20 protein-coding genes are annotated in these 21,107 nt (G+C 73.6%); 15 read left to right on the top strand and 5 right to left on the bottom strand.

Annotated elements, in window-relative coordinates; translation table 11 throughout:
* Positions 1 to 162: 162 nt before the first annotated feature.
* The 5 genes from ABTY15_RS17965 to ABTY15_RS17985 all read left to right on the top strand — a co-directional run bounded on the left by ABTY15_RS17965 (position 163) and on the right by ABTY15_RS17985 (position 5,073).
* Positions 163 to 1,101, top strand: coding sequence for a sensor histidine kinase (locus ABTY15_RS17965; RefSeq protein ID WP_350589853.1), 939 nt, complete (start codon positions 163 to 165; stop codon positions 1,099 to 1,101).
* Positions 1,098 to 1,823, top strand: a complete 726-nt coding sequence (locus tag ABTY15_RS17970) for a response regulator (protein ID WP_350589854.1) — start codon at positions 1,098 to 1,100, stop codon at positions 1,821 to 1,823. Before ABTY15_RS17965 ends, ABTY15_RS17970 begins: the two co-directional genes overlap by 4 nt.
* Before the next feature lie 214 nt (positions 1,824 to 2,037).
* Positions 2,038 to 3,243 (top strand): cytochrome P450, encoded by a 1,206-nt coding sequence (locus tag ABTY15_RS17975; RefSeq protein ID WP_350589862.1) that lies wholly within the window; start codon positions 2,038 to 2,040, stop codon positions 3,241 to 3,243.
* A gap of 94 nt (positions 3,244 to 3,337) precedes the next feature.
* Positions 3,338 to 4,492 carry a type III polyketide synthase gene (locus ABTY15_RS17980; protein WP_350589867.1) on the top strand — a complete coding sequence of 385 codons (1,155 nt, stop codon included), beginning with the start codon at positions 3,338 to 3,340 and terminating at the stop codon, positions 4,490 to 4,492.
* Entirely contained in the window at positions 4,489 to 5,073 is a 585-nt protein-coding gene (locus ABTY15_RS17985) for an NUDIX hydrolase (protein ID WP_350589873.1), read from the top strand. Before ABTY15_RS17980 ends, ABTY15_RS17985 begins: the two co-directional genes overlap by 4 nt.
* A gap of 102 nt (positions 5,074 to 5,175) precedes the next feature.
* Here ABTY15_RS17985 and ABTY15_RS17990 read toward each other — a convergent pair whose 3' ends face one another.
* On the bottom strand, positions 5,176 to 7,677 hold the full coding sequence (locus ABTY15_RS17990) for a Tex family protein (protein WP_350589883.1): 2,502 nt from the start codon (positions 7,675 to 7,677) through the stop codon (positions 5,176 to 5,178).
* Positions 7,678 to 7,865: 188 nt separating this feature from the next.
* Between ABTY15_RS17990 and ABTY15_RS17995 the strand changes: the two genes are divergently transcribed.
* Positions 7,866 to 8,273, top strand: a complete 408-nt coding sequence (locus ABTY15_RS17995; protein ID WP_350589893.1) for a PPOX class F420-dependent oxidoreductase — start codon at positions 7,866 to 7,868, stop codon at positions 8,271 to 8,273.
* Positions 8,274 to 8,279: 6 nt separating this feature from the next.
* On the opposite strand, the gene ABTY15_RS18000 is transcribed toward ABTY15_RS17995, so the two are convergent.
* Positions 8,280 to 8,864 carry a hypothetical protein gene (locus tag ABTY15_RS18000; RefSeq protein ID WP_350589898.1) on the bottom strand — a complete coding sequence of 195 codons (585 nt, stop codon included), beginning with the start codon at positions 8,862 to 8,864 and terminating at the stop codon, positions 8,280 to 8,282.
* A 74-nt stretch (positions 8,865 to 8,938) separates the two neighbouring features.
* Between ABTY15_RS18000 and ABTY15_RS18005 the strand changes: the two genes are divergently transcribed.
* The 3 genes from ABTY15_RS18005 (at position 8,939) to ABTY15_RS18015 (ending at position 11,138) form a co-directional block, all read left to right on the top strand.
* Positions 8,939 to 9,838 carry an aminoglycoside phosphotransferase family protein gene (locus tag ABTY15_RS18005; protein WP_350589904.1) on the top strand — a complete coding sequence of 300 codons (900 nt, stop codon included), beginning with the start codon at positions 8,939 to 8,941 and terminating at the stop codon, positions 9,836 to 9,838.
* 63 nt (positions 9,839 to 9,901) lie between these two features.
* On the top strand, positions 9,902 to 10,417 hold the full coding sequence (locus ABTY15_RS18010) for a DUF6232 family protein (protein WP_350589907.1): 516 nt from the start codon (positions 9,902 to 9,904) through the stop codon (positions 10,415 to 10,417).
* Positions 10,418 to 10,484: 67 nt separating this feature from the next.
* Entirely contained in the window at positions 10,485 to 11,138 is a 654-nt protein-coding gene (locus ABTY15_RS18015; RefSeq protein ID WP_350589915.1) for a TetR family transcriptional regulator, read from the top strand.
* 38 nt (positions 11,139 to 11,176) lie between these two features.
* On the opposite strand, the gene ABTY15_RS18020 is transcribed toward ABTY15_RS18015, so the two are convergent.
* Together ABTY15_RS18020 and ABTY15_RS18025 are read right to left on the bottom strand one after the other, a co-directional pair.
* Positions 11,177 to 13,207, bottom strand: coding sequence for a protein kinase domain-containing protein (locus tag ABTY15_RS18020; RefSeq protein WP_350589925.1), 2,031 nt, complete (start codon positions 13,205 to 13,207; stop codon positions 11,177 to 11,179).
* A gap of 59 nt (positions 13,208 to 13,266) precedes the next feature.
* Positions 13,267 to 15,336, bottom strand: coding sequence for a HelD family protein (locus tag ABTY15_RS18025; protein ID WP_350589930.1), 2,070 nt, complete (start codon positions 15,334 to 15,336; stop codon positions 13,267 to 13,269).
* Between the two features lie 137 nt (positions 15,337 to 15,473).
* Here ABTY15_RS18025 and ABTY15_RS18030 point away from each other — a divergent pair, with 137 nt between their 5' ends.
* The 3 genes from ABTY15_RS18030 to ABTY15_RS18040 all read left to right on the top strand — a co-directional run bounded on the left by ABTY15_RS18030 (position 15,474) and on the right by ABTY15_RS18040 (position 18,460).
* On the top strand, positions 15,474 to 16,208 hold the full coding sequence (locus ABTY15_RS18030; protein ID WP_350589943.1) for a tyrosine-protein phosphatase: 735 nt from the start codon (positions 15,474 to 15,476) through the stop codon (positions 16,206 to 16,208).
* Positions 16,209 to 16,501: 293 nt separating this feature from the next.
* Entirely contained in the window at positions 16,502 to 17,071 is a 570-nt protein-coding gene (locus ABTY15_RS18035) for a DinB family protein (RefSeq protein ID WP_350589946.1), read from the top strand.
* Between the two features lie 615 nt (positions 17,072 to 17,686).
* Positions 17,687 to 18,460 (top strand): maleylpyruvate isomerase family mycothiol-dependent enzyme, encoded by a 774-nt coding sequence (locus tag ABTY15_RS18040; RefSeq protein ID WP_350589950.1) that lies wholly within the window; start codon positions 17,687 to 17,689, stop codon positions 18,458 to 18,460.
* A 423-nt stretch (positions 18,461 to 18,883) separates the two neighbouring features.
* On the opposite strand, the gene ABTY15_RS18045 is transcribed toward ABTY15_RS18040, so the two are convergent.
* Entirely contained in the window at positions 18,884 to 19,465 is a 582-nt protein-coding gene (locus tag ABTY15_RS18045; RefSeq protein WP_350589957.1) for an RBBP9/YdeN family alpha/beta hydrolase, read from the bottom strand.
* A 74-nt stretch (positions 19,466 to 19,539) separates the two neighbouring features.
* On the opposite strand from ABTY15_RS18045, the gene ABTY15_RS18050 reads away from it, so the two are divergent.
* The 3 genes from ABTY15_RS18050 to ABTY15_RS18060 are packed head-to-tail and all read left to right on the top strand — an operon-like array spanning position 19,540 to position 21,106.
* Entirely contained in the window at positions 19,540 to 20,148 is a 609-nt protein-coding gene (locus tag ABTY15_RS18050) for a TetR/AcrR family transcriptional regulator (protein WP_350589962.1), read from the top strand.
* Between the two features lie 53 nt (positions 20,149 to 20,201).
* Entirely contained in the window at positions 20,202 to 20,705 is a 504-nt protein-coding gene (locus ABTY15_RS18055) for a hypothetical protein (protein ID WP_350589966.1), read from the top strand.
* Between the two features lie 17 nt (positions 20,706 to 20,722).
* A complete protein-coding gene (locus ABTY15_RS18060; protein WP_350589970.1) occupies positions 20,723 to 21,106 on the top strand; it encodes a hypothetical protein in 384 nt (127 codons plus the stop codon).
* Position 21,107: the final 1 nt, after the last annotated feature.

Genomic DNA, 21,107 nt, shown 5'->3' on the forward strand with positions numbered 1-21,107 from the left:
GATGTGGATCAAGTCCTGACCTGCCAAGCTGGCGTCAGAAGTACGGCGAGCAAGTCGAGCGCGGCCAGCAAGTCGCGCACGGCGCGAACGGCGAGCACGGCGCGAGCGGCGAGCCCGCCGTGAACAGCAAGCACGGCGTGAACGGGCAGGCGGGGGACGGGGTTGGACGGGGAGAGCGTCGCGGTGGCCGCGGGGGCGTGCGCCGCCGTCGGGTGGCTCGTCGCGGGCTGGCTGGGCGTGGCGTTCGCACGGTCGCGGCGCCGGTACCGGGCCGCCGTCGGGGAGCGCGGCTGGCTGCTGGAACGGGAGCGGGAGAGCGCCGCCCGGACCGCCGTGGACGCCGAACGGTCCCGCATCGCCGCCGAGTTGCACGACATCGTCAGCCACAACGTGAGCCTGATGGTGGTCCAGGCCGGGGCCGCGCGCGAGGTGCTGGCCACCATGCCCGAGGAGGCGGCGGCGGCGATGAGCGCCGTCGAGGGCGCCGGGCGCGACGCGATGACCGAACTGCGGCACCTGCTCGGGCTGCTGGCCCCGGCCGCCGACGGCTCGGACGACGGCGGCCGGGCCTCCGGTGCTCCCGAACCGCTGGACGGGACGACGGCAGGCCTGGACGAGGTGACCGGGTTCGCGCCGCAGCCGAGCCTGAGCCGGCTCAGCACACTGATCGACCGGTTCGCCTTCGCCGGGCTCCCGGTGGAGGTCCGGATCTCCGGCGAGCCACGCCCACTGCCCGGCGGCATCGACGTGACGGCCTACCGGATCATCCAGGAGGCGCTGACCAACGCGCTCAAACACGGGGACGGGGTGACGGCGGAAGTGACGGTGCGGTACGCGGACCACTACCTGCGGGTGGAGGTGCTGAACAGCGGGCCGAGCGTCCTGGTGTCGCCCGGCGCTCCCGCCACCGCGGCTCCACAGCGGGCTGCGGCAGCAGACGGACGAGCCGCCGACGGCAACGGACCGAAGGCCGACGGCACCGGCCGCGGGCTGCTCGGGCTGCGCGAACGCGTCGCCGTGTACGGCGGCGACCTCGACGCCCGGCGCCGGCTCGGCGGCGGCTACCGGGTCCGTGCCCGCATCCCGCTGGACCGGCCGTGACGGGGGCCGTCGCGCTTCCGGACGCGGACACCGGGGCCGAGCGCCGCCCCCGGGTGGTGATCGCCGACGACCAGGAGCTGGTCCGCACCGGCTTCCGCATGATCCTCACCGCCCGCGGCATCGACGTCGTCGCCGAGGCCTCCGACGGGGCCGAGGCGGTCGCCGCCGCCGTCCGCCACCGGCCCGACGTCGCCCTGCTCGACATCCGCATGCCCGTGATGGACGGCCTGGAAGCCGCCCGCCGGATCCTCGCCCAGGCGCCCGGCTGCCGGGTGATCATGCTGACCACCTTCGACCTCGACCACTACGTGTACGCCGCCCTCGCCGCCGGGGCCAGCGGCTTCCTCCTCAAGGACGTCACCTCCGCGCACCTCGCCGCCGCCGTCCGCCTCGTCGACACCGGCGACGCCCTGCTCGCCCCCTCCATCACCCGCCGCCTGGTCGAACGCTTCGCCGCCGGTGCCCCCAGGCCCGCCCCCGGCAGCGACGGCCCGCCCCTGCACCGCGACCTCGGCCCGCTCACCCCGCGCGAGGTCGAAGTCCTGACCCTGCTCGGACGCGGGCTCTCCAACGCCGAACTCGCGGGCCGGCTCACCCTCAGCGAATCCACGGTGAAGACGCACGTCGCCCGGATCTTCGCCAAGCTCGACCTGCGCGACCGGGCGCAGGCCGTCGTCCTCGCGTACGAGACCGGGCTCGTCGCACCCGGCGGGGGCGGCTGATCGCACCGGCTCACGCGGCGCGCCCCGCGCCGGAATCCCCACCGCCCCGATTCCTCAACTCCCCATATTCACAAGACAATCATTCATCTCATTCGTTCGAGTTAACTCTCCCCCGGATTCACATTTCCGCCGACCCGTGGGGGAACATCTGCATGTCCGCGCCCGAACGAGAAGACCCGTCCGGGCGGCATTACCAAGGTGTTTGGAACAGCCCGTGACCACCTCCGCCCCCGTGTGGGACTGCCCCTTCAACCACACCGAAGGCCTGGAGTTCGACCCCCTCCTCAAGCGGCTCCTCACCGAGGCCCCGGTCGCCAGGATCCGCCTGCCGCACGGTGCGGGCGAGGCCTGGCTGGCCACCCGCTACGAGGACGTGCGGGTGGTCACCACCGACCGCCGGTTCAGCCGCGCCGCCGGCATCGGGCGCGACCTGCCCCGGATGACGCCCGCCCCGATCGCCCAGGCCGAGGCGATCAACCTGATGGACCCGCCGGCCCACAACCGGCTGCGCCGGCTGGTCGCCCAGGGCTTCACCAACCGCCAGGTCGAGCGGATGCGCCCGGCGACGCAGCGCATCGTCGACGGCTACCTCGACGAGATGGCCGAACACGGCTCCCCCGCCGACCTGATGCACTTCCTCTCCAGCCGGCTCCCGCTCACCACCATCTGCGAGCTGCTCGACATCCCCGAGCCGGACCGCGCCGAACTGCGCGGCCACGCCGTCGCGATGATGGCGATGGGCCCGGACAGCCGGGGCGGCCAGGAGCAGGCCAAGGCCGCCCTGCGCGCCTACTTCACCGAGCTGACCGCCGCCCGCCGCCGCGCGCCCGGCGAGGACCTGATCAGCTCCCTCGCCACCGCCCGCGACGGCGACGAGCTGCTGGACGACCAGGAGTTGGCCGTCATGGCGATGGTCCTGCTGGTCACCGGCCACGACACCAGCACCTACCAGCTCGGCAACATCACCTACACCCTGCTCACCCACCCCGAGCAGCTCGCCAAACTGCGCGCCCAGCCCGACCTGCTGCCGCGCGGCCTGGAGGAGTTGCTGCGCTTCATCCCGTTCCGCCAGGGCGTGGGCATCGCCCGGGTCGCCGTCGAGGACGTCGAGCTGGGCGGCGTGCTGATCCGGGCCGGCGAGGCCGTGCACGTCTCCTACCTGACCGCCAACCGGGATCCCGCGGTGTACGAGCGGCCGGACGAGCTCGACCTCGACCGGGGCGCGCCCACCCACATGGCCTTCGGCCACGGCCAGCACCACTGCCTCGGCGCGCACCTGGCCCGGATGGAGCTCCAGGTCGCCATCGGCACCCTGCTGCGGCGCTTCCCGGGGCTGCGCCTCGCCGTCCCGCCGTCCGAGCTGGACTGGCGGTCGGGCTCGATCTGGCGCTACCCGCGCACCCTGCCCGTCGCCTGGTGACCTCCCCGCGCCGCCCTCCGGCCGGCGACCGTCCGACGCATCCGCAACAAGCAGCAGGCCCCGCACCGGGGCACCCAGGGGGAGACCCACCACCATGGCCACACTCTGCCGTCCCGCGATCGCCGTGCCCGAGCACGTCATCACCCTCGACCAGACCCTCGACCTGGCCCGCGCGATGCACGCCGGCCACCCCCAACTCCCGCTCGCCCTAAGGCTGATCGAGAACACCGGGGTACGGACGCGACACCTGGTCCAACCGATCGAGCAGACCCTGCGACACCCGGGCTTCACCGCCCGCAACACCGTGTACGAGCGCGAGGCGAAGCGGCGCGTCCCCGAGGTGGTCGAGCGCGCACTGCGGTACGCGGACCTCGCCGCCCGGGACATCGACCTGATCGTCTACGTCTCCTGCACCGGCTTCATGATGCCCTCGATGACGGCCTGGCTGATCAACACCATGGGCTTCCGCTCCGACACCCGCCAGGTGCCCATCGCCCAACTCGGCTGCGCGGCGGGCGGCGCCGCCGTCAACCGCGCGCACGACTTCTGCCGCGCCTACCCGGGCGCCAACGTGCTGATCGTCGCCTGCGAGTTCTGCTCGCTCTGCTACCAGCCGACCGACCTCGGCGTCGGTTCGCTGCTCTCCAACGGCCTGTTCGGGGACGCGGTGGCGGCGGTGGTGATGCGCGGGCACGGCGGCAGCGGCGTGCACATCGAGCGCAACGGCTCCCACCTCGTCCCGGGTACCGAGAGCTGGATCTCGTACGGGGTCCGGGACACCGGCTTCCACTTCCAGCTGGACCGGCGGGTGCCCGGCACGATGGAGATGCTCGCGCCGGCCCTGCGCGGTCTGGCCGCCGAGCACGGCTGGGACGTCTCCGGACTCGGCTTCTACATCGTGCACGCCGGCGGCCCGCGCATCCTCGACGACCTCTGCCACTTCCTCGACCTGGACCCGGCCACCTTCCGGTACAGCCGCGCGACGCTCACCGAACGCGGCAACATCGCCAGCGCGGTGGTCTTCGACGCCCTCGCCCGGCTCTTCGCGGACGGCGTCCCGGACGGCACGCCCGGGCTGCTCGCCGGTTTCGGACCGGGCATCACCGCCGAGATCTCGCTGGGCAGTTGGGTCTCCGAACCGGTCGGCGCGGGCCGCCGCCGGCCCCGCGCCATCGCCACCTCGGACATCGCTCTCGTCCATCAGGGCGCCCCCCGCCGTTTCCCCGCCGGCACTACGATCACCGAATGACCGATACCACGGACCGGACCGACACCTCCGCGAGAGCCGCCGAACTGGCCGCGCTGTTCCCGGCGTTGCACGCGCCGCAGTACTGGGCCTGGGGGAGGTACGACGCGCTGTTCTCGACGGAGCTGCCGCCGGACGAACTGGTGAGCAACATCCACCTGGTGGGCTTCACCGACGGACGGGTGGTGCTCTGCCGCGACGACCGGGACCACTGGTTCCTGCCCGGCGGCACCCGGGAGAAGGACGAGACCGTCGAAGACTGCCTGGAGCGGGAGCTGCGCGAGGAGGCCGGCGCCCGACTGCTCGGCGAGCCGGGCTGGTTGGGCGCGCACCGCTGCCGCACGGACGACCCGACGCCGTACCGGCCGTGGCAGCCGCACCCCGAGAAGGCCTGGCTGTGGGGCTGGGCGGAGGTCGCGGTGGACTCGACGCCGACCAACCCGGCCGACGGCGAGCAGGTCGTCGAGGTGCGGGCGGTGTCCCCGGCGGAGGCGCGGCGGCTGCTGCTGACCGGGCACGACGCGTGGTGGGGCGAGCTGATCGGGCTGGCGGTGGAGCTGCGGCGCCGGGCGGGGCTCGGCTGATCCGTTCCCGCCAGGTCCCTCCCGGGGCACGGGGCCGGTGGAATCACTTCCCACCGACCCCGCCAGCCGCTCGTCCGTGCGCAGGAGCTCCGTGCGCGGGGCTCAGCGCCGCCCGGAGCGCCGGTCGCCCGAGCGCCGCTCCCCCGGGCCGCCGTCGCCGGAGCCGCCGGAGCCGCCCGTCAGGCCCGCCCGGCGCAACGCGTCCGCCATGGCGCCGTTGCCCAGCGGCGCACCGCCGCCGGTACCGCCCTGGCCCCGGCGGTCCTGGCCACCGCGTCGGTCCTGACCACCCCGCTCCTGGCCCCGGTCCTGGCGCGGCGGGCGGCTCTGCCGGTCCCCGCGCTCGCCGCCCCGGTCACCCCGGTCACCGCCGCGCTCGCCCCGCTCGCGGCCGACCTCGTCGTCCAGCCGCAGGGTCAGCCCGATCCGCTTGCGCGGCACGTCCACCGAGACGACCCGCACCTTGACGATGTCGCCGGGCTTGACCACCTCGCGCGGGTCCTTGACGAAGTTCCGCGACAGCGCGGAGACGTGCACCAGCCCGTCCTGGTGGACGCCCACGTCGACGAAGGCGCCGAACGCGGCGACGTTGGTCACCACGCCCTCCAGCACCATGCCGACCTCCAGGTCGCCGATCTTGTCGACTCCCTCCTTGAAGGTCGCGGTGCGGAACGCCGGGCGCGGGTCGCGGCCCGGCTTGTCCAGCTCGCCGAGGATGTCGGTGACGGTCGGGATGCCGAAGGTGTCGTCGGCGAAGTCCCCCGGGCGCAGGGCGCGCAGGCGTTCGCCGTTGCCGATCAGCCCGCGCAGCTCCCCGCCGGTGGCGGCGAGGATCCGGCGCACCACCGGGTACGCCTCGGGGTGCACGCTGGAGGCGTCCAGCGGGTCGTCGCCGCCGGGGATGCGCAGGAAGCCCGCGCACTGCTCGAAGGCCTTCGGGCCGAGCCGGGCGACGTCCTTGAGCTGCCGGCGGGTGCGGAACGGGCCGTTGGCGTCGCGGTGGGCGACGATGTTGTCGGCGAGCGTGCCGGTGATGCCGGAGACGCGGGTCAGCAGCGGGGCGGAGGCCGTGTTGACGTCCACGCCGACGGCGTTCACGCAGTCCTCGACCACGGCGTCCAGCGAGCGGGAGAGCTTCACCTCGCTGAGGTCGTGCTGGTACTGACCGACACCGATCGACTTCGGGTCGATCTTGACCAGTTCGGCCAGCGGGTCCTGGAGCCGGCGGGCGATCGAGACCGCGCCACGGATCGACACGTCCAGCTCCGGCAGTTCCTGCGAGGCGTACGCGGAGGCCGAGTAGACGGAGGCGCCGGCCTCGCTGACCATCGCCTTGGTGAGCTTCAGCTCCGGGTGGCGCTTGAGCAGGTCCTCGGCGAGCTTGTCGGTCTCCCGGGAGGCGGTGCCGTTGCCGATCGCGACCAGGTCGACGTCGTGCTTCTTCGCCAGCGCCGCCAGGGTGGCGAGCGCGGCGTCCCACTTGTTGGCGGGCTGGTGCGGGTAGATCGTGTCGTACGCGACGACCTTGCCGGTGGCGTCGACCACGGCGACCTTCACCCCGGTGCGGAAGCCCGGGTCCAGGCCCATGGTGGCGCGGGTGCCGGCCGGGGCGGCGAGCAGCAGGTCGCGCAGGTTGGCGGCGAACACCCGGACCGCCTCGTCCTCGGCCTCGGCGCGCAGCCGGGACCGCAGGTCGATGCCGAGCCGGACCAGGATGCGGGTGCGCCAGGCCCAGCGGACGGTGTCGCCCAGCCACCTGTCGGCCGGGCGGCCGCGGTCGGCCACGCCGAAGCGGGCGGCGATCCGCTGCTCGTAGTCGTTCTCGCCCGGCAGGTCGCCCTCGGACTCGCCCTCGTAGGGGGAGAGTTCGAGGTCCAGCACCTCCTCCTTCTCGCCGCGCAGCATCGCCAGGATGCGGTGCGAGGGGAGCCGGGTGTACGGCTCGGCGAAGTCGAAGTAGTCGGCGAACTTGGCGCCGTCCTGCTCCTTGCCCTCGCGCACGGTGGCGACCACGCGGCCGCGCGTCCACATCCGCTCGCGCAGCGAGCCGACCAGGTCGGCGTCCTCACCGAAGCGCTCGACCAGGATCGCCCGGGCGCCCTCCAGGGCGGCCGCGCCGTCCGCGACCGACTCGTTGAGGTACCGGGCGGCCAGCGCGGCCGGGTCCTGCGTCGGGTCGGCGAGCAGGGTGTCGGCCAGCGGCTCCAGCCCGGCCTCGCGGGCGATCTGCGCCTTGGTGCGCCGCTTCGGCTTGAACGGCAGGTAGATGTCCTCCAGCCGCGCCTTGGAGTCGGCGGCCAGGATCCGGGCGCGCAGTTCGTCGTCCAGCTTGCCCTGGGCCTCGATCGACTCCAGGACGGCGCTCCGGCGCTCCTCCAGCTCGCGCAGGTAGCGCAGCCGCTCCTCCAGGGCGCGCAGCTGGGCGTCGTCGAGGGAGCCGGTGACCTCCTTGCGGTAGCGCGCCACGAAGGGGACGGTCGCGCCGCCGTCGAGCAGTTCGACGGCAGCCTTCACCTGCCCCTCGCGGACGCCCAGCTCCTCGGCGATCTTCCGTTCGATCGCCTGCTGGGCCTGCCGGGCCACCTGTTCGGCTGACGTGGTCACGAAGCCGGTCACCTTCTCCTTCAGTGCGTTCTCCGTACGCCCTGCATTCTGGCAGGTGCCGGGGACAGCTCCCGGCCGTACCCGCGGGGGCCGGGCGTGGCGTGGCCGGCCCCCGGTTCGCGGGGCGGCCGCGGAGGCCCCAAGAGGACTCAAGCGCCGCCCAGTTGTGGGCTCCTACGCTGGCGCGCATGGACTCCTCCCCTTCGCTGGACGCCGCGCGGTCGGCCGAGCTGGACCGGCTCGCCGCCGCCAAGTACCTGCTGTTCACGACCTTCCGGAAGGACGGCACCGGCGTGCCCACCCCGGTCTGGGTGGTGCGGGACGGCGACGCGCTGGTCTTCACCACCCTGACGGCGACGGGCAAGGTCAAGCGGCTGCGCAACCGGTCCGACGTCCTGGTCGGGCCGAGCGACATCCGTGGCAACCTGCTCGGCGAGCAGGTGCCGGCCACCGCCGTGCTCGACTTCCCGCGGGCCCCCGCCTACCGCCGGCTGCTGCGCCGCAAGTACGGGCTGGTGTGCGCCGTCGCGCTGACCGTGAACGTGCTGCGCTCCGGCAAGGGCGGGACGGTCGGCGTCCGGGTCACCCTGGGCTGACGCCGGTCACCCCAGCGTGAACGAGCTGCTGGGGCGGCCGTCGGCGGCGAGCTCGATCAGCTCCGTCCGGCCGCCGGGGAATTCCAGCCGGACCCGGTCCGCTCCGACCCAGGCGACCCGGAACGCGCCCCCGAAGGCGGGGGTCGCGTGCACCAGCCGCCAGCGCCGGGTGGTCAGGCCGGCGCCCTGGTCGAGGTAGACGTCCCGGTTCTCGCGCAGGAAGGCGCCGTACTCCGCCTCGACGATCTGCCGGTCCGCCCGCCCGGGCGCCACCTCGGTCCTGGTGACGTACGGATCGTGGTCGAAGAACAGCCAGAGCGGCACCGTCCCCAGCGCGGTCAGCAGCACGCCGATGCCCAGGACCACCCGGATCCAGGCGCGCCAGGTGACGCAGTACAGCACCACGAGCAGCACCGGCAGCGCCAGGCTCACCATCAGCAGCGGCCGGTCGAACCACTCGCTCAGCACCAGCAGCCCGCCCGAGCGGCCGCTGAACCGCCCCACCCCCGTGAGCACCGCCAGCAGCGCGAGCACCCCGAGCGCCGTCCGCAACGCCCGTCGCTCCCCTGCCGTCTGCTGAGTGATCACCATGTCGTCAGCTTATTGGTTCTGACAGTTGGGAAAACCGGCTGTCAGCGGCCGGACCTCGCTGTACGCTGCCGGGCATGTGCGCAGCCGTCCGGATGCACCCCGACGAACTGGACATCGACGCGGCCCTGGTGCGGCGGTTGATATCCGCCCAGTTCCCGCAGTGGGTCGGCCTGCCGGTCACACCGGTCGCCTCCACCGGGACGGACAACGCGATGTTCCGGCTCGGCCCCGAACTCGCCGTCCGGATGCCCAGGATGGAGTGGGCCGCCGGGGACGTCGGCCGGGAGGGCCACTGGCTGCCCCGGCTCGCACCGCAGTTGCCGCTGCCGATCCCCGCCCCGGTCGCCCTCGGGCGACCGGCCGCCGGCTACCCGTGGGAGTGGTCGGTGGTCCGCTGGCTCGACGGCGTGAACCCCGCCGTCGGCGCACTCGCCGCCCCCGAGGGGCTGGCCCGCGACCTGGCCGGGTTCGTCACCGCACTGCGTGCCGTCGACCCCACCGGCGGCCCCGCCGCCCACCGCAGCGTCCCGCTCTCCTCCCGTGACGGCGCCACCCGCGCGGCCATCGCCCAGCTCGCCGGGGCGATCGACGCCGGGGCCGCAACCGCGCTGTGGGACAAGGCACTTCGCCTGCCCGAGTACGACGGGCCGCCCACCTGGATGCACGGCGACCTCACCCCCGGGAACCTGCTGCTCTCCAGAGCCGGCCGGCTCGGTGCCGTCATCGACTTCGGCCTCATGGGCGTCGGCGACCCGACCGCCGACCTGATCGCCGCCTGGAACCTGCTCCCCGCCGCCGTCCGCCCCGTCTTCCGGGCCGGCCTCGACGCCGACGACGCGATGTGGGCCCGCGGCCGCGCCTGGGCCTTCTCCATCGCCCTGGTCACCATCCCCTACTACCGCCACACCAACCCGGGCCTGACCGCCAACGCCCGGCACGTCGTCCGCGAGGTCCTCGCCGACCGCAGCGTCTGAGGCGCGCGCCGACCGGGTTCGAGCTATGGTTCTTGCCGCCACCAGCGGTAGGGGGGACCTCACTTGGCGCGCAGGAGCAAGCTCGTCGACATCAGCGTCAGCCGGCGGGTGCTGTGGGTGGGCGGCGACGCCTACCCCCTCCACAACATCGCCCGGGCGCGGCGGTTCGAGCTGATACCGCCCGGGCGCTCGCGCGTCGTCCTCCGATTCGTCCGGCAGATGGCGGGGTTGCTGTTCCTCGCCGTCCTCCTCAACCTGCTGACGAAGGGCTCGCCGCACGCCTCGTCCGCCGCCGTCCCGGCGGCCGCCCTGATCACGCTGTCCCTGATCAGCCTGTACCGGATGGTCAGGCGACTGCGGTTGCGGCCGCTGTACGAGCTGGTCATCGAGACGTCCAGTTCCTCGGACACGGCGGTGGTGAGCCGCGACCTCGGGCAGATCAACCAGCTCATCGGGCTGATCATGGAGGCGATCGACAACCCGCACGCCGAGTTCGCGCTCCAGGTGGAGAACGTCCGCATCGGCGACCGGATCAACCAGTACGACAACCGCAACACCCGGAAGAGGGCCAGATCGTGAGCGGGCCAGAAAAATCTGACCAGGTCAGAAACCTGCCCGAGCCAGGTGTTCCTGCTAGCCTGACCCCATGAGCGGACTGCGGGAGCGCAAGAAGGAGCGGACGCGGCGGGCGATCAGCGAGGCCGCGATCGCGCTCTTCCTGGAGCACGGCTTCGACAAGGTCTCGGTGGCGGACGTCGCCGCGGCCGCCGAGGTGTCCAAGCCGACGCTGTTCAGCTACTTCCCCACCAAGGAGGACCTGGTCGTCCACCGTTTCGCCGACCACCAGGACCAGGCGGCGAACGTGGTCCGCGCCCGGGCCGCCGGCGAGTCGGTGCTGGAGGCCCTGCACCGGGACTTCCTGGACGGCCTCGCCCGGCGCGACCCCATCACCGGGCTCAACGACCACCCACAGGTGCTGGCCTTCAACACCCTGCTGTACAGCACCCCGAGCCTGACCGCCCGGGCCGCCGAGTACCTGTCCCGCGCCGAGAACTCCCTCGCCGACGCCCTGCGCGAGATCCCGGACCTCCCGCCGCCACGAGCCCTCACCGCGCCCCTCCTCGCTGCGCAGCTCACCGCCACCCTGCGCGTCCTCGCCGAGCACAACCTGCACCGCATCCTGACGGACGGCCAGACCGCCGACGAGGTCCACTTCGAGGCCGTCACCAACGCCACCCAGGCCTTCGAACTGCTCACCGCCGGCTACGCCGACCACCGGCACCGCCCCGGCCGGCGCTGAGGCCCCGCCCGCACTGAGGCTGGGCCCAACGGTGACGCTCAGCTCCGGGGCGTCGGAACCGGCAGCGACCAGACGCGCACGCGGTTGCCGTCGCCACCGGCCGCGACCTTCCGACCGTCGGGGCTGAAGGCCACCGGCGGGGGGATCACGAGGAAGCGGTCCTCGTCGATCAGGTCCAGCGTGGCGGTGACGGCGGCGGGCGCCAGGGACCACAGGTGCAGCCTGGTGATGGAGGCGTCCGCGGCCACGGTGGCGACCGTGCTGCCGTCCGGGCTCACCACCACGAGGCTGGCGCTGCCGCCGCCCAGCCCGCCGGTGCCGGGCGCGCTCGGGTCGGCGAACGTCCGCTGGAGCCCGTCCTTCCCCTGGTTGGCGGAGAGGACGTACTTCCCGTCGACGGTGAAGGCCACCGACTCCACCTCGAGGTCGCGGGTCCGCAGGACGACCGGCTGCGCGCCGGAGCCCGGGGTCCACAGGCGCAGGTGCTTGTCGCTGCCACTGCCGATGGCAAGGCTCTTCCCGTCCGGGCTGAACGCGGCGGAGGTCGCCCAGCCCCGCGCGCCGGAGGCGGTCGCCGTGCGGGCGTGGGTGACGGTGTCCCACAGGATGAGTTCGTCGACGGCCATGGTGGCGATCGTCCGGGCGTCCGGGCTGACCGCCAGCAGGGTCCCCGCGGAGGTCTCCCAGATCGTGCCGGCACTGGCCAGGTCCCAGATCCGGGTGGTGGGCAGTTCGCCGGTGGTGCCGGCGACGAGGGTCTTCCCGTCCGGGCCGAACATCAGCTTCCGCACCTCGCCGGGCCCGACGGACTTCGTGCCGAGGGTGGCGGTGACCTTCCCGGTGCCGGTGTCCCAGAGCTTCACGGTGCCGTCCTTGCCACCCCCGGCCAGGAGCTTCCCGTCGGGGCTGTAGGCGAGCGAGGTGACCTCGCTGTCCGAGCCGTTGAGCGCGGTCCACGCCGGGGAGCCGTGGCCGTCCCCGCCGTCACCTAGCACGCGCACCGCGGCGGCGGCGCCGGAGACCGCGGCGAGGGCCGCCAGGGAGCCGATCAGGACGCGGCGGCGGCTCGGCCTACCCGCGGGGGCGGCGGGCGCGGTGGGGGCGGCAGCCGGCGCGGTGGGGGCGGCATCGAACGAGGGCACGGGCTCGGGCGCGGGCTCCGCCCGCACCGTCGGCGTGCGCACCACGGCCCCGGGCTCCGCCTGGGCCGCCTGAGCCGCCTGAGCCGCCTGGGCCGCCAGGGCCGGCCCGCCCGCCCGCGCGGCCCGCAGCCGCCCGGCCGTCTCCTGCGCGCCGGGGCGCCGCGCGGCGTCCTTCGCGAGCAGTTCGTCGAGGAGCGCCGCCAGCGGACCGGCGTGCGCCGGCGGGGGTGCCGGCCGGGTCAGGACGGCCGTGATGACCGCCGTCAGCGTCGTCCCGTCGAACGGCGGGCGCCCCTCGACGGCCGCGTACAGGGTCGCGCCGAGCGCCCACAGGTCCGCCGGGGCCTCGACCCGTCGGCCCTCCAACTGCTCCGGGGGCATGAACTGCGGGGTGCCGATGACGGCGTGGGTGCCGGTCAGGTGCTGGGTGGCGTCGAGCAGCCGGGCGATGCCGAAGTCGGTGATGACCACGCGGTTCCCGGCCAGCAGCACGTTGTCGGGCTTGAGGTCGCGGTGCACGACGCCGGCGGCGTGCGCGTGTGCGAGGGCGTCCGCGATCTCGGCGCCGAGGTCGGCGGCCCGCTGCCAGCCGAGGCGCCCCTCGGTCCGGATGAGCTGGGCGAGCGACGGTCCGGCGATGAACTCCATCACGATCCACGGCACGCCCCCGTGGTGCACGACGTCGTGCACGGTCACGATGCCCGGGTGCCGCAGCCGGGCCGCCGCCCGCGCCTCGCGCTCGGTGCGGGCGATCAGCTCGGCGCGCAACGCCGGATCCGCGTCGGGTGACAGCAGCACCTCCTTGACCGCCACCTCGCGGTCGAGCATCTCGTCGTGCCCGCGCCAGACGCGTCCCATTCCCCCGCGACCGACCGCCTCGACCAGTCGGTACCGCCCACCCACACGCTCTCCGGCTGCGCCAGTCATGCCGGTCACTCTAGAGGGTGTGATTGGCGGATCGTCATGCTCACAGCCGGGGAAGCACTTCAGCCGACCAGGGCCGACGGCAGCGGGCGGGTGTGCAGGACGTCGAGGCGGGAGACGGCGCGGGTGAGGACGACGTAGAGACGGTGCAGGCCGCGTGGTTCGGCTTCGACGATGGCGGCGGGTTCCAGGACGATCACATGGTCGTACTCAAGCCCCTTGGCGAGGGTGGCCGGCAGGACGGTGACCCGGGCGGCCGCGTCCGGCTGGTCAGCGGGGGCGACCGGGATGCCGGCCGCCGCCAGGGCGTCGGCCGCGCGAGCCGCCCCGCCGTCCGAGGCGATCACCGCGACCGAGCCCTCCCGCGCCAGCGCGCGCCGCACCGTTGCGACCACATCATCGGACCGGCTGATCGTCGCCTCACCGTCCCGGCGCAGCGAGACGGCCGGCGGCACGTCCACATCGAGCGCCGCCAGCACCCGGTTGGCCAGCGCGGTCACCGCCGCCGGCACCCGGAAGCCGGTGGTCAGCGGGACCACGACAGCCTGCGGCTTGCCGAGGTGGACCAGCTGCTCCGGCCAACTGCGGGCCGCCCAGGGGGTGGTGGCCTGGGCGAGGTCGCCGAGGACGGTGAGCGAGCCGAAGCCGCTGCGGCGGGCGATCGCGCGGCACTGCATCGGCGAGAGGTCCTGGGCCTCGTCGACGACGACGTGGCCGAAGCCGGGCGGCCGCTCGATCAGGCCGGCGACCTCGTCCAACAGCATCAGGTCGTGCGGAGACCAGGCGGCGCTCCTCCACGAGCGCGGCGGCCGGCCCCAGCGGATCGCCGCCTGCTCCGCGGCGTCCAGCAGACCGTCCGCGGCGCGCGCCAACTCCGCCGGGTCGGCAAGGAGTTCGGCCACCACCTGGGCGGGCTGGGCGGCCGGCCAGGCGGCGTCCAGGAAGTCCTTCACCGGGCGGCTGCGGCCGACCTTCGCCCGCCAGGCCGCGCTCTTCACGTCCGACCGCCGCTCGGCCTGCTCCTGGAGCGCCGCCACCACCCTGGTCCGCAGGGTCTCCCGGCCGACCGCGTACGGCACGCCCCGGCCGCGCACCTCGGCGGCCAGCCGGTCCAGCACCTCGCCCGGGACGCGCCAGCGGTACGAGCCCTCGGGGACGGCCAGCGGCTCGGCACCGGACACCCGGATCCGGGCGTCCAGGGCGCGGGCCAGGACGGCGGCCATCCGGGCGTCCTGCTTGACGGCGGCGGCGCGCTCGGTGTCCTGCGCGCGGACCGGGTGGGCGGCGACCAGTTCCTCCACCGTGCACTGGGCGACGTCGATCTCGCCGAGGGCGGGCAGGACCTCGGCGATGTAGCGCAGGAAGGTCCGGTTGGGGCCGATGACCAGCAGGCCGCCGCGCTGGATCCGTTGCGGGTGGCTGTAGAGCAGGTACGCGGCGCGGTGCAGGCCGACGGCGGTCTTGCCACTGCCGGGCGCGCCCTGCACGCACACCGACACGGTCAGCTCGCCGCGCACCAGCTCGTCCTGCTCGGGCTGGATGGTGGCGACGATGTCGCGCATCGGGCCGGTCCGGGGGCGTTCGATCTCGGCGGCGAGGAGGCCACCGGGATCGTCTGGGCCGCCGAGGCCGTCGGGGCCGTCCGGGCCGCCGACGGGCGCCCGGTCCAGCCGTTCGTCCTCCAGGCCGGTGAGGTCCTCGGGCGTACCGGGGCCGCCGGGTGCCCAGCCGAACCGGCGGCGGCCCGCCAGGCCGTACGGGTCGCGGGCGCTCGCCCGGTAGAAGGCCCGGGCGACCGGGGCCCGCCAGTCGACCACCAGCGGGGGCACGGTCGGGTCCTCGGAGATCCGGCGACGGCCGATGTAGTACCGCTGGCCGCGGTGGTCGCCGGCCTCCGGGGTGTCGCCGAAGTCGAGGCGGCCGAAGAACGCCGGACTGTCCGGCAGGTCCGCCAGCCGCCGCGCCCGGGTGCGCAGGTAGCGGCCGAGGGCCTCGGCGCTCGCGCCGTCCCCGGAGACGTCCTCCCCCGCCACCACCTGGTACGCGGCGTCCTCGACCTGCGCGGCCAGCGCCGCCCGGCACCGCTCGACATGGGCCCGTTCCCGCACCAGCTCGCCGTCGATCTCCGCCATCACGCCTCGCCTCGTCTCGCCACGCACCTGCCGTTGAAGTCCGAACACCAACCAGCATAGCTGAACTCGGTAAAGTTTCTTCATTGGTCAATATCATGCCTGGGTCATGATCTTGCCCCGATGGCTAGAGTGCGCGCATGACGACGCGTCACATCGCCTTCGACCGGCTGCACAACTTCCGCGACCTGGGCGGCTACCGCACCGCCGAGGGACGCACGGTCCGCTGGGGCCGGCTCTACCGCTCCGACTCCCTCGGCAAGATCGACTCGCCCGCCGACCTCGAACGGCTCCAGGCCCTCGGCATACGGACCGTGATCGACCTCCGCTACCCCTGGGAGATCGCCGCCAAGGGCCGGGTGCCCGACTACGACGGCCTCGCGTACCACAACCTGTCGATCGAGCACCGCCCCTACGACCAGGCCGAGATCGACCCGGAGCTCGACCCCTGGCGCTACCTCGCCGACCGCTTCGCCGAGGTCGCCGAGGACGGTGTGAAGGAGATCCGCCAGGCCCTCGACCTGATCACCGCCGCCGAGGAGCCGCTGGTCTTCCACTGCGCCTCCGGCAAGGACCGCACCGGGCTCATCGCCGCCCTCGTCCTCACCCTCCTCGGCGTCCCCGAGGACGACATCGCCGCCGACTTCGCCCTCACCGAACTCGCCACCCCGCACTTCATCGCCGAATGGCACGCCGCCCACCCCGGCCGCACCCTCCGCTGGCCCGGCTACGGCCGCGCCCCCGAAACGGTCATCCGCCTCGCCCTCGCCGACCTCACCACCCGCCACGGCTCCGTCGACGCCTACCTCACCCACACCCTCGCCCTCGACCCCACCCAGATCGAAACCCTCCGCGCCCACCTCCTCACCTCCTGAGCCCCCGCCGTGGCGTGGGAAGTCGGCGGCCCCGACTTCCCACGCAAAGGCACGAGCGACAGTCGTGATCACCAGCCTGCCCGCGCGCCCACCACCAGTGGCCACCGCCTCCCCACCGCACTCGCCGCCGTACTGGCCATCCCCTTCGGCGCCTTCATGTCCACCGAGGCCGTGTTTGGAAGTTATGCAGGATGGGGTCAACCGCGTGGGCAGGGCGACCCGGAACCCGAGCGCGTGAAGGACGCCACGAGCACAGCCCACTTGCACGGCACGAACCTCATGAGGAGCCCCGCATGGACCATCGGGACGTCGACACGGCCTTGGCCGAGTTGCTACAGGTACTCGGACCGCATGCCGACAAGGACTGGACGGTGCCGGCAGGTCCGTTGAAGTGGAGCTGCTGGGAGACGGCGGCGCACATCGGGCACGACCTGCTGGCCTACGCGGGGCAGGTGGCAGCACGTCCCGCCGACTCCTACCTCCCGTTCGACCTGAACGTCCGCCCCACTGCCTCCCCGGCCGAGGTGCTCCAGACGGTCACCGCCTGCGGCCGCCTCCTCAGCTGCGTACTGGCCACAGCCGGTCCGACCTCGCGGGCCTGGCACTGGGGTCCCTGTGATCCCGAGGGCTTCGCAGCAATGGGCGTCGCCGAAGCCCTGCTGCACACACACGACATCACGCGGGGACTGGCCGTGGACTGGCAGCCGCCCGCACCGCTGTGCGCGGCCGTGCTCGGTCGTTTGTTCCCCGACGCCCCTCCTGGAGACCCCGTCCAGGTGCTTCTCTGGTGCACCGGCCGCCAGGAACTGGACGGCCTTCCCCGCCGAACCTCGTGGATATGGAAAGCAGCGCGCTCCGACTGATCGCACCCACCCGGCAAACCGTCCGCCCTGAATGAACCGCCGTCGCCGAACACTTCGCCCCGAGCGCCGACAGCCGACCGCATCCGTGATCGACCAGGCCACCCCGGAGTTCCCCGACTTCGACGACATCGCCATGGGCCTCTGCCGGTAGACCTCTCACGGAGCATCACGAGGCGTCCCAACCACGGTCACCGGTGAAGAACCCTCGCGTGGGAAGTCGGCGGGCCCGACCTCCCACACGAAGGGGCGCGGTCGCAGGCCGCAGGCCGCAGGCCGTCAGGGTGAGGCGATGGCAGCAGCACGCACGCCCGAGGCTGCGCGCCGGGCGGCCGTGCGGGGCAACGGGTGGCGGGCGATCTGGGCCCCGTTGCGCGCAGGCCGGACAGTTGGCCAGGCGGCCAGGCGGCCAGGCGGCCAGGCGACGACGCGGCCGCACGGTCCGAGCGGCCCAGGCGACCCAGGTCAGCCCAAGCGGCAATGCCGTTGCTTCAGGCGGGCGGTGGGAGGCGAGGACGTCCGCGACGGCCGACCGGCGGCGACTGTGAAAATCGCTGTCCGATCACCGGAGCACGGTGATAGACATCCGCCGTGGAAAAGAATCTCGAGTTTCCTGACATGCTGCGACTGATCGATGAACGGTCGACCGCCTTCCGCGCCACGGTCGCCGCCGCGCCCGGTCTCGACGCTCAGGTGACGACCTGCCCCGGGTGGACGCTGTTCGATCTGGTGAAGCACCTCGGTGGGGGAGACCGCTTCTGGGCCGCCATCGTCGGCGCGGGGCCTGCCGATGCTCCCCCGGCCGAGGCCGCCGCTGCACGCGCCGCTCTGGAAGTGCCGCGGGAGCGTGAGGCCCTGCTGGCCTGGCTGGCCGCGTCGACGCAGCTCCTGCTGGACGCCCTGCGCGAGGCAGGCCCGGAGAGCGGTTGCTGGACGTGGTGGCCCGCGTCGCAGTCACCGCAAACCTCCGGCGGTGTCGCGCGGCACCGGGCCCAGGAGACCGCGGTGCACACGTACGACGCCCAGCTCGCCGGGGGCGCTGCGCAGCCGCTGCCGGTCGAGGTGGCACTCGACGGTGTGGAGGAGTTCCTGTTCACCGTCTGCGGAACGCCGAGTGCCTGGCCGCACAAGCCCACCGCCTTCGACTTCCACTCCGCCGAGGGCCGCTCCTGGCGCCTCACGGTCGACGGCGACGGCGCACGCTCCGCCCGCATCCCGGCGCCCACCGCCGCGACCGGCGAGGAGTCGGAGGCAGCCGGCGCCTCCGTCCATGGCACGGCCAGTGAGTTGGTCCTCTACTTGTACGACCGCATCCAGGCCGAGTCCTTGCGCGTGGACGGGGACGCAGGGCTGCTCGACCTGCTCCGCGCCTGGGAGCCGGAGGAGAAGTAGGACGTAGCGGGGGCGGTCGGCCGCGCCTCCAGCGGCTCGACCGTCCTGTAGGCGCAGTCCACCACGGTCCACGTTCGCGGCCCCCCTGGCGCGCGCAAGGGCAGGACGTAGGCCGTGCCACCTCCTGTCGCGTCATGTTGTCGAGGACCAGGCGATCGGTCCTCAACAACAGACAAGCGACCAGCGATGGCGTTACGTCGTTCACGTCGTTGAGGCGCCTTGGACGCCCGTTGACAACTCCGGACCGTCCACCCCGCCCTGCGCAAGGTGATGCACGCCGCCGCGACCAGCGGCTGGTCTCCGGGGTGGACAGGGCCGCGGTCGGCCGCTGGCACGGCTCGAGGAAGCCGAAGTCCGCCCGCAGCACGGCGACCGCAGCGACCGCCCAAAGCAACGGCATTGCGGCCCGAGCGGCCCCGGTGGTCAGGCGGTCAGGAGGTCGGTGATCAGCCGGACGGCCTCCGGTACCTCGATGTGGTCGTCCGGGGTGGCTCCGAAGTGGCCGCCGGTCGGGGTGACCACGGCTGTCGCGGCGAGGCCGTTGACGAACAGCCGGACGTGTTCGGTCGGGTCGGGCTGGTTGACCGGGTCGTCGATGGCCTGGAGGACCCGGAAGTGGCGGGCCGTGCGGCGGATCCGCTCCCAGTCGAAGCCGCCCTCGAAGAACTCGGCGAGTTCGTCGTAGCCGACCTCGTGGGCGGAGGCCGACACCAGCAGCACGCCCGCGAACACCCCGTTCGCCTCGGGGTCGTGCTGCTCCAGGAAGCGCAGCACGTTCACCCCGCCGATGCTGTGCCCGACCAGCACGGTGGACCCGGCCGGGCCGGCCGCCCGGACGGCCTCGCCGTAGGCCTTGCGCCAGGGCTCCAGCCGCGGGGTGCCGGTGTCCGGCAGGCGGGGCACGGTGACGCGGTGCCCGAGGGCCGCGAGCCGTTCGGTCAGGTACGGGAACCAGACGCTGTCGTCGCTCGCGCCGTAGCCGTGCGACACCACGATCTCGCTCATGATCGATCCACTCCCCTAAATCAAAACGATCCGTCGCGTTTCGATTCACGATAGCACGCTGCTACCGTGACCGGGTGCCCACCGGAGAAACCCAAGGCCGCCGCACCGGTGGCCGGATCCGCAGCCAGGACGCCCACGACGCCGTCCTCGCCGCCACGATCGAACTCGTCGAGGAACTCGGCTACCAGGCCGTCACCATCGAACGGGTCGCCGCCCGCGCAGACGTCGCGAAGAGCACCATCTACCGGTGGTGGAAGTCGAAGGCGACCCTCGTCATGGACGCCTACCGCACCGCCGTCGAACAGCGGATGCCCGAACCCGACACCGGCTCGCTCACCGGCGACCTGACCGCCTTCGCCACCGCCCTGTACGGCGTCACCGCACACCCCGTCCGGGTCAGGACCCTGCGCGGCCTCATGGCGGAGGCCCAGCTCGACCCGGCCTTCGCCGCCCCCTTCCAGGAGTGGGTGAACAGCCGGCGCGCCGTCGTCCTCGCCATGCTCACCCGGGGCGTGCACCGCGGCGAACTCCCCGCCGCCACCGACCTGGACGCCACCACCGACCAGCTCTTCGGACTGTTCTGGTACCGCCTCCTGGTCGGCCACCAGCCCCTCGACCCGGCCCAGGCCCCCGCGCACGTCCGCCAGCTGCTCCACGGCCTCCTCGTCCGCCCCGCGCAGTAGGCCCGGCAGCGGCCCGCAGCAGTCGGCAACGGCCGGTCGGCCATCATGGTGCGATGGACGAGATCGAGACCGCATGGCAGTCGTGGGCGTCCGGGCTCGAACCCTCGAAACGGGCGGCGGCGGAGTCGCTCCGGGCCCGGTTCGAGGCGCTCGGCGCGACCGACGCGGCGGGCCGGGCGCGGTCGGAGATCGACGAGGACCGTCCGGAGCTGGCGCGCTTCACCCTGCTCCGCACCCTCTGGCACGGAGCGGTCGACGGCTGGGCCGCCCAGGGGGCGCTGGACCAGGTGCCGGCGGCACGGCGGCTGCTGGCCGCGGGGGCCGACCGGGGCGACCTGGTCCTGCTGGCTCGGGCGGTCGCCTACGAGGCCGTCTTCGCCACGGTGGACGAGCTCGACGAGGGCGGGAACGTGAACGCGGGCGGTGTGGACGGCGGCTGGCTCGTCCTGGAGTCCGGCGCGGACGGGTCACCGACCGGTCGCCGGCTCTCCGGCCTCCACGAGGACCTCCTGACGACGGACCCGAGCGGGCGCGACGGTGCCGACCTGTGGCAGTAGCGTGGCACGATCGGCTCATGGTGGATCCTGACGGCGAACGCGGCCGACGGCTACGGCTGTTGACGCAGTGCCTGGCGGCGCTGGCGGCCGGCGCGGCGGACCAGCGGGCGTGGGTGGACCGGTACGACGTACCGACCGACGAACTCGCCCTGGACTTCGAGCACGCGCATCGGCTGGTGGCGGGAAACCACCTCGGGGACGACGAGGTCATGGCCGACCTGCGGGCGATCGACGCGGTGCTGAGCGCCATGAGCGGCCCGGGCAACGCGCCGCGGTGGTCGCAGGACGCACTGGACGGCGACCCGGGCTGGACCGAGATCCGGGAGCGGGCCCGCCGGGCGCTGATCCGCCTGACCGGCGGCTGGCGGCTCCCGCTCCCCGAACTCCGCGTGGTGCGCTGAT

The sequence above is a fragment of the Kitasatospora sp. NPDC097643 genome (genome assembly GCF_040302625.1).
Lineage (GTDB): Bacteria > Actinomycetota > Actinomycetes > Streptomycetales > Streptomycetaceae > Kitasatospora.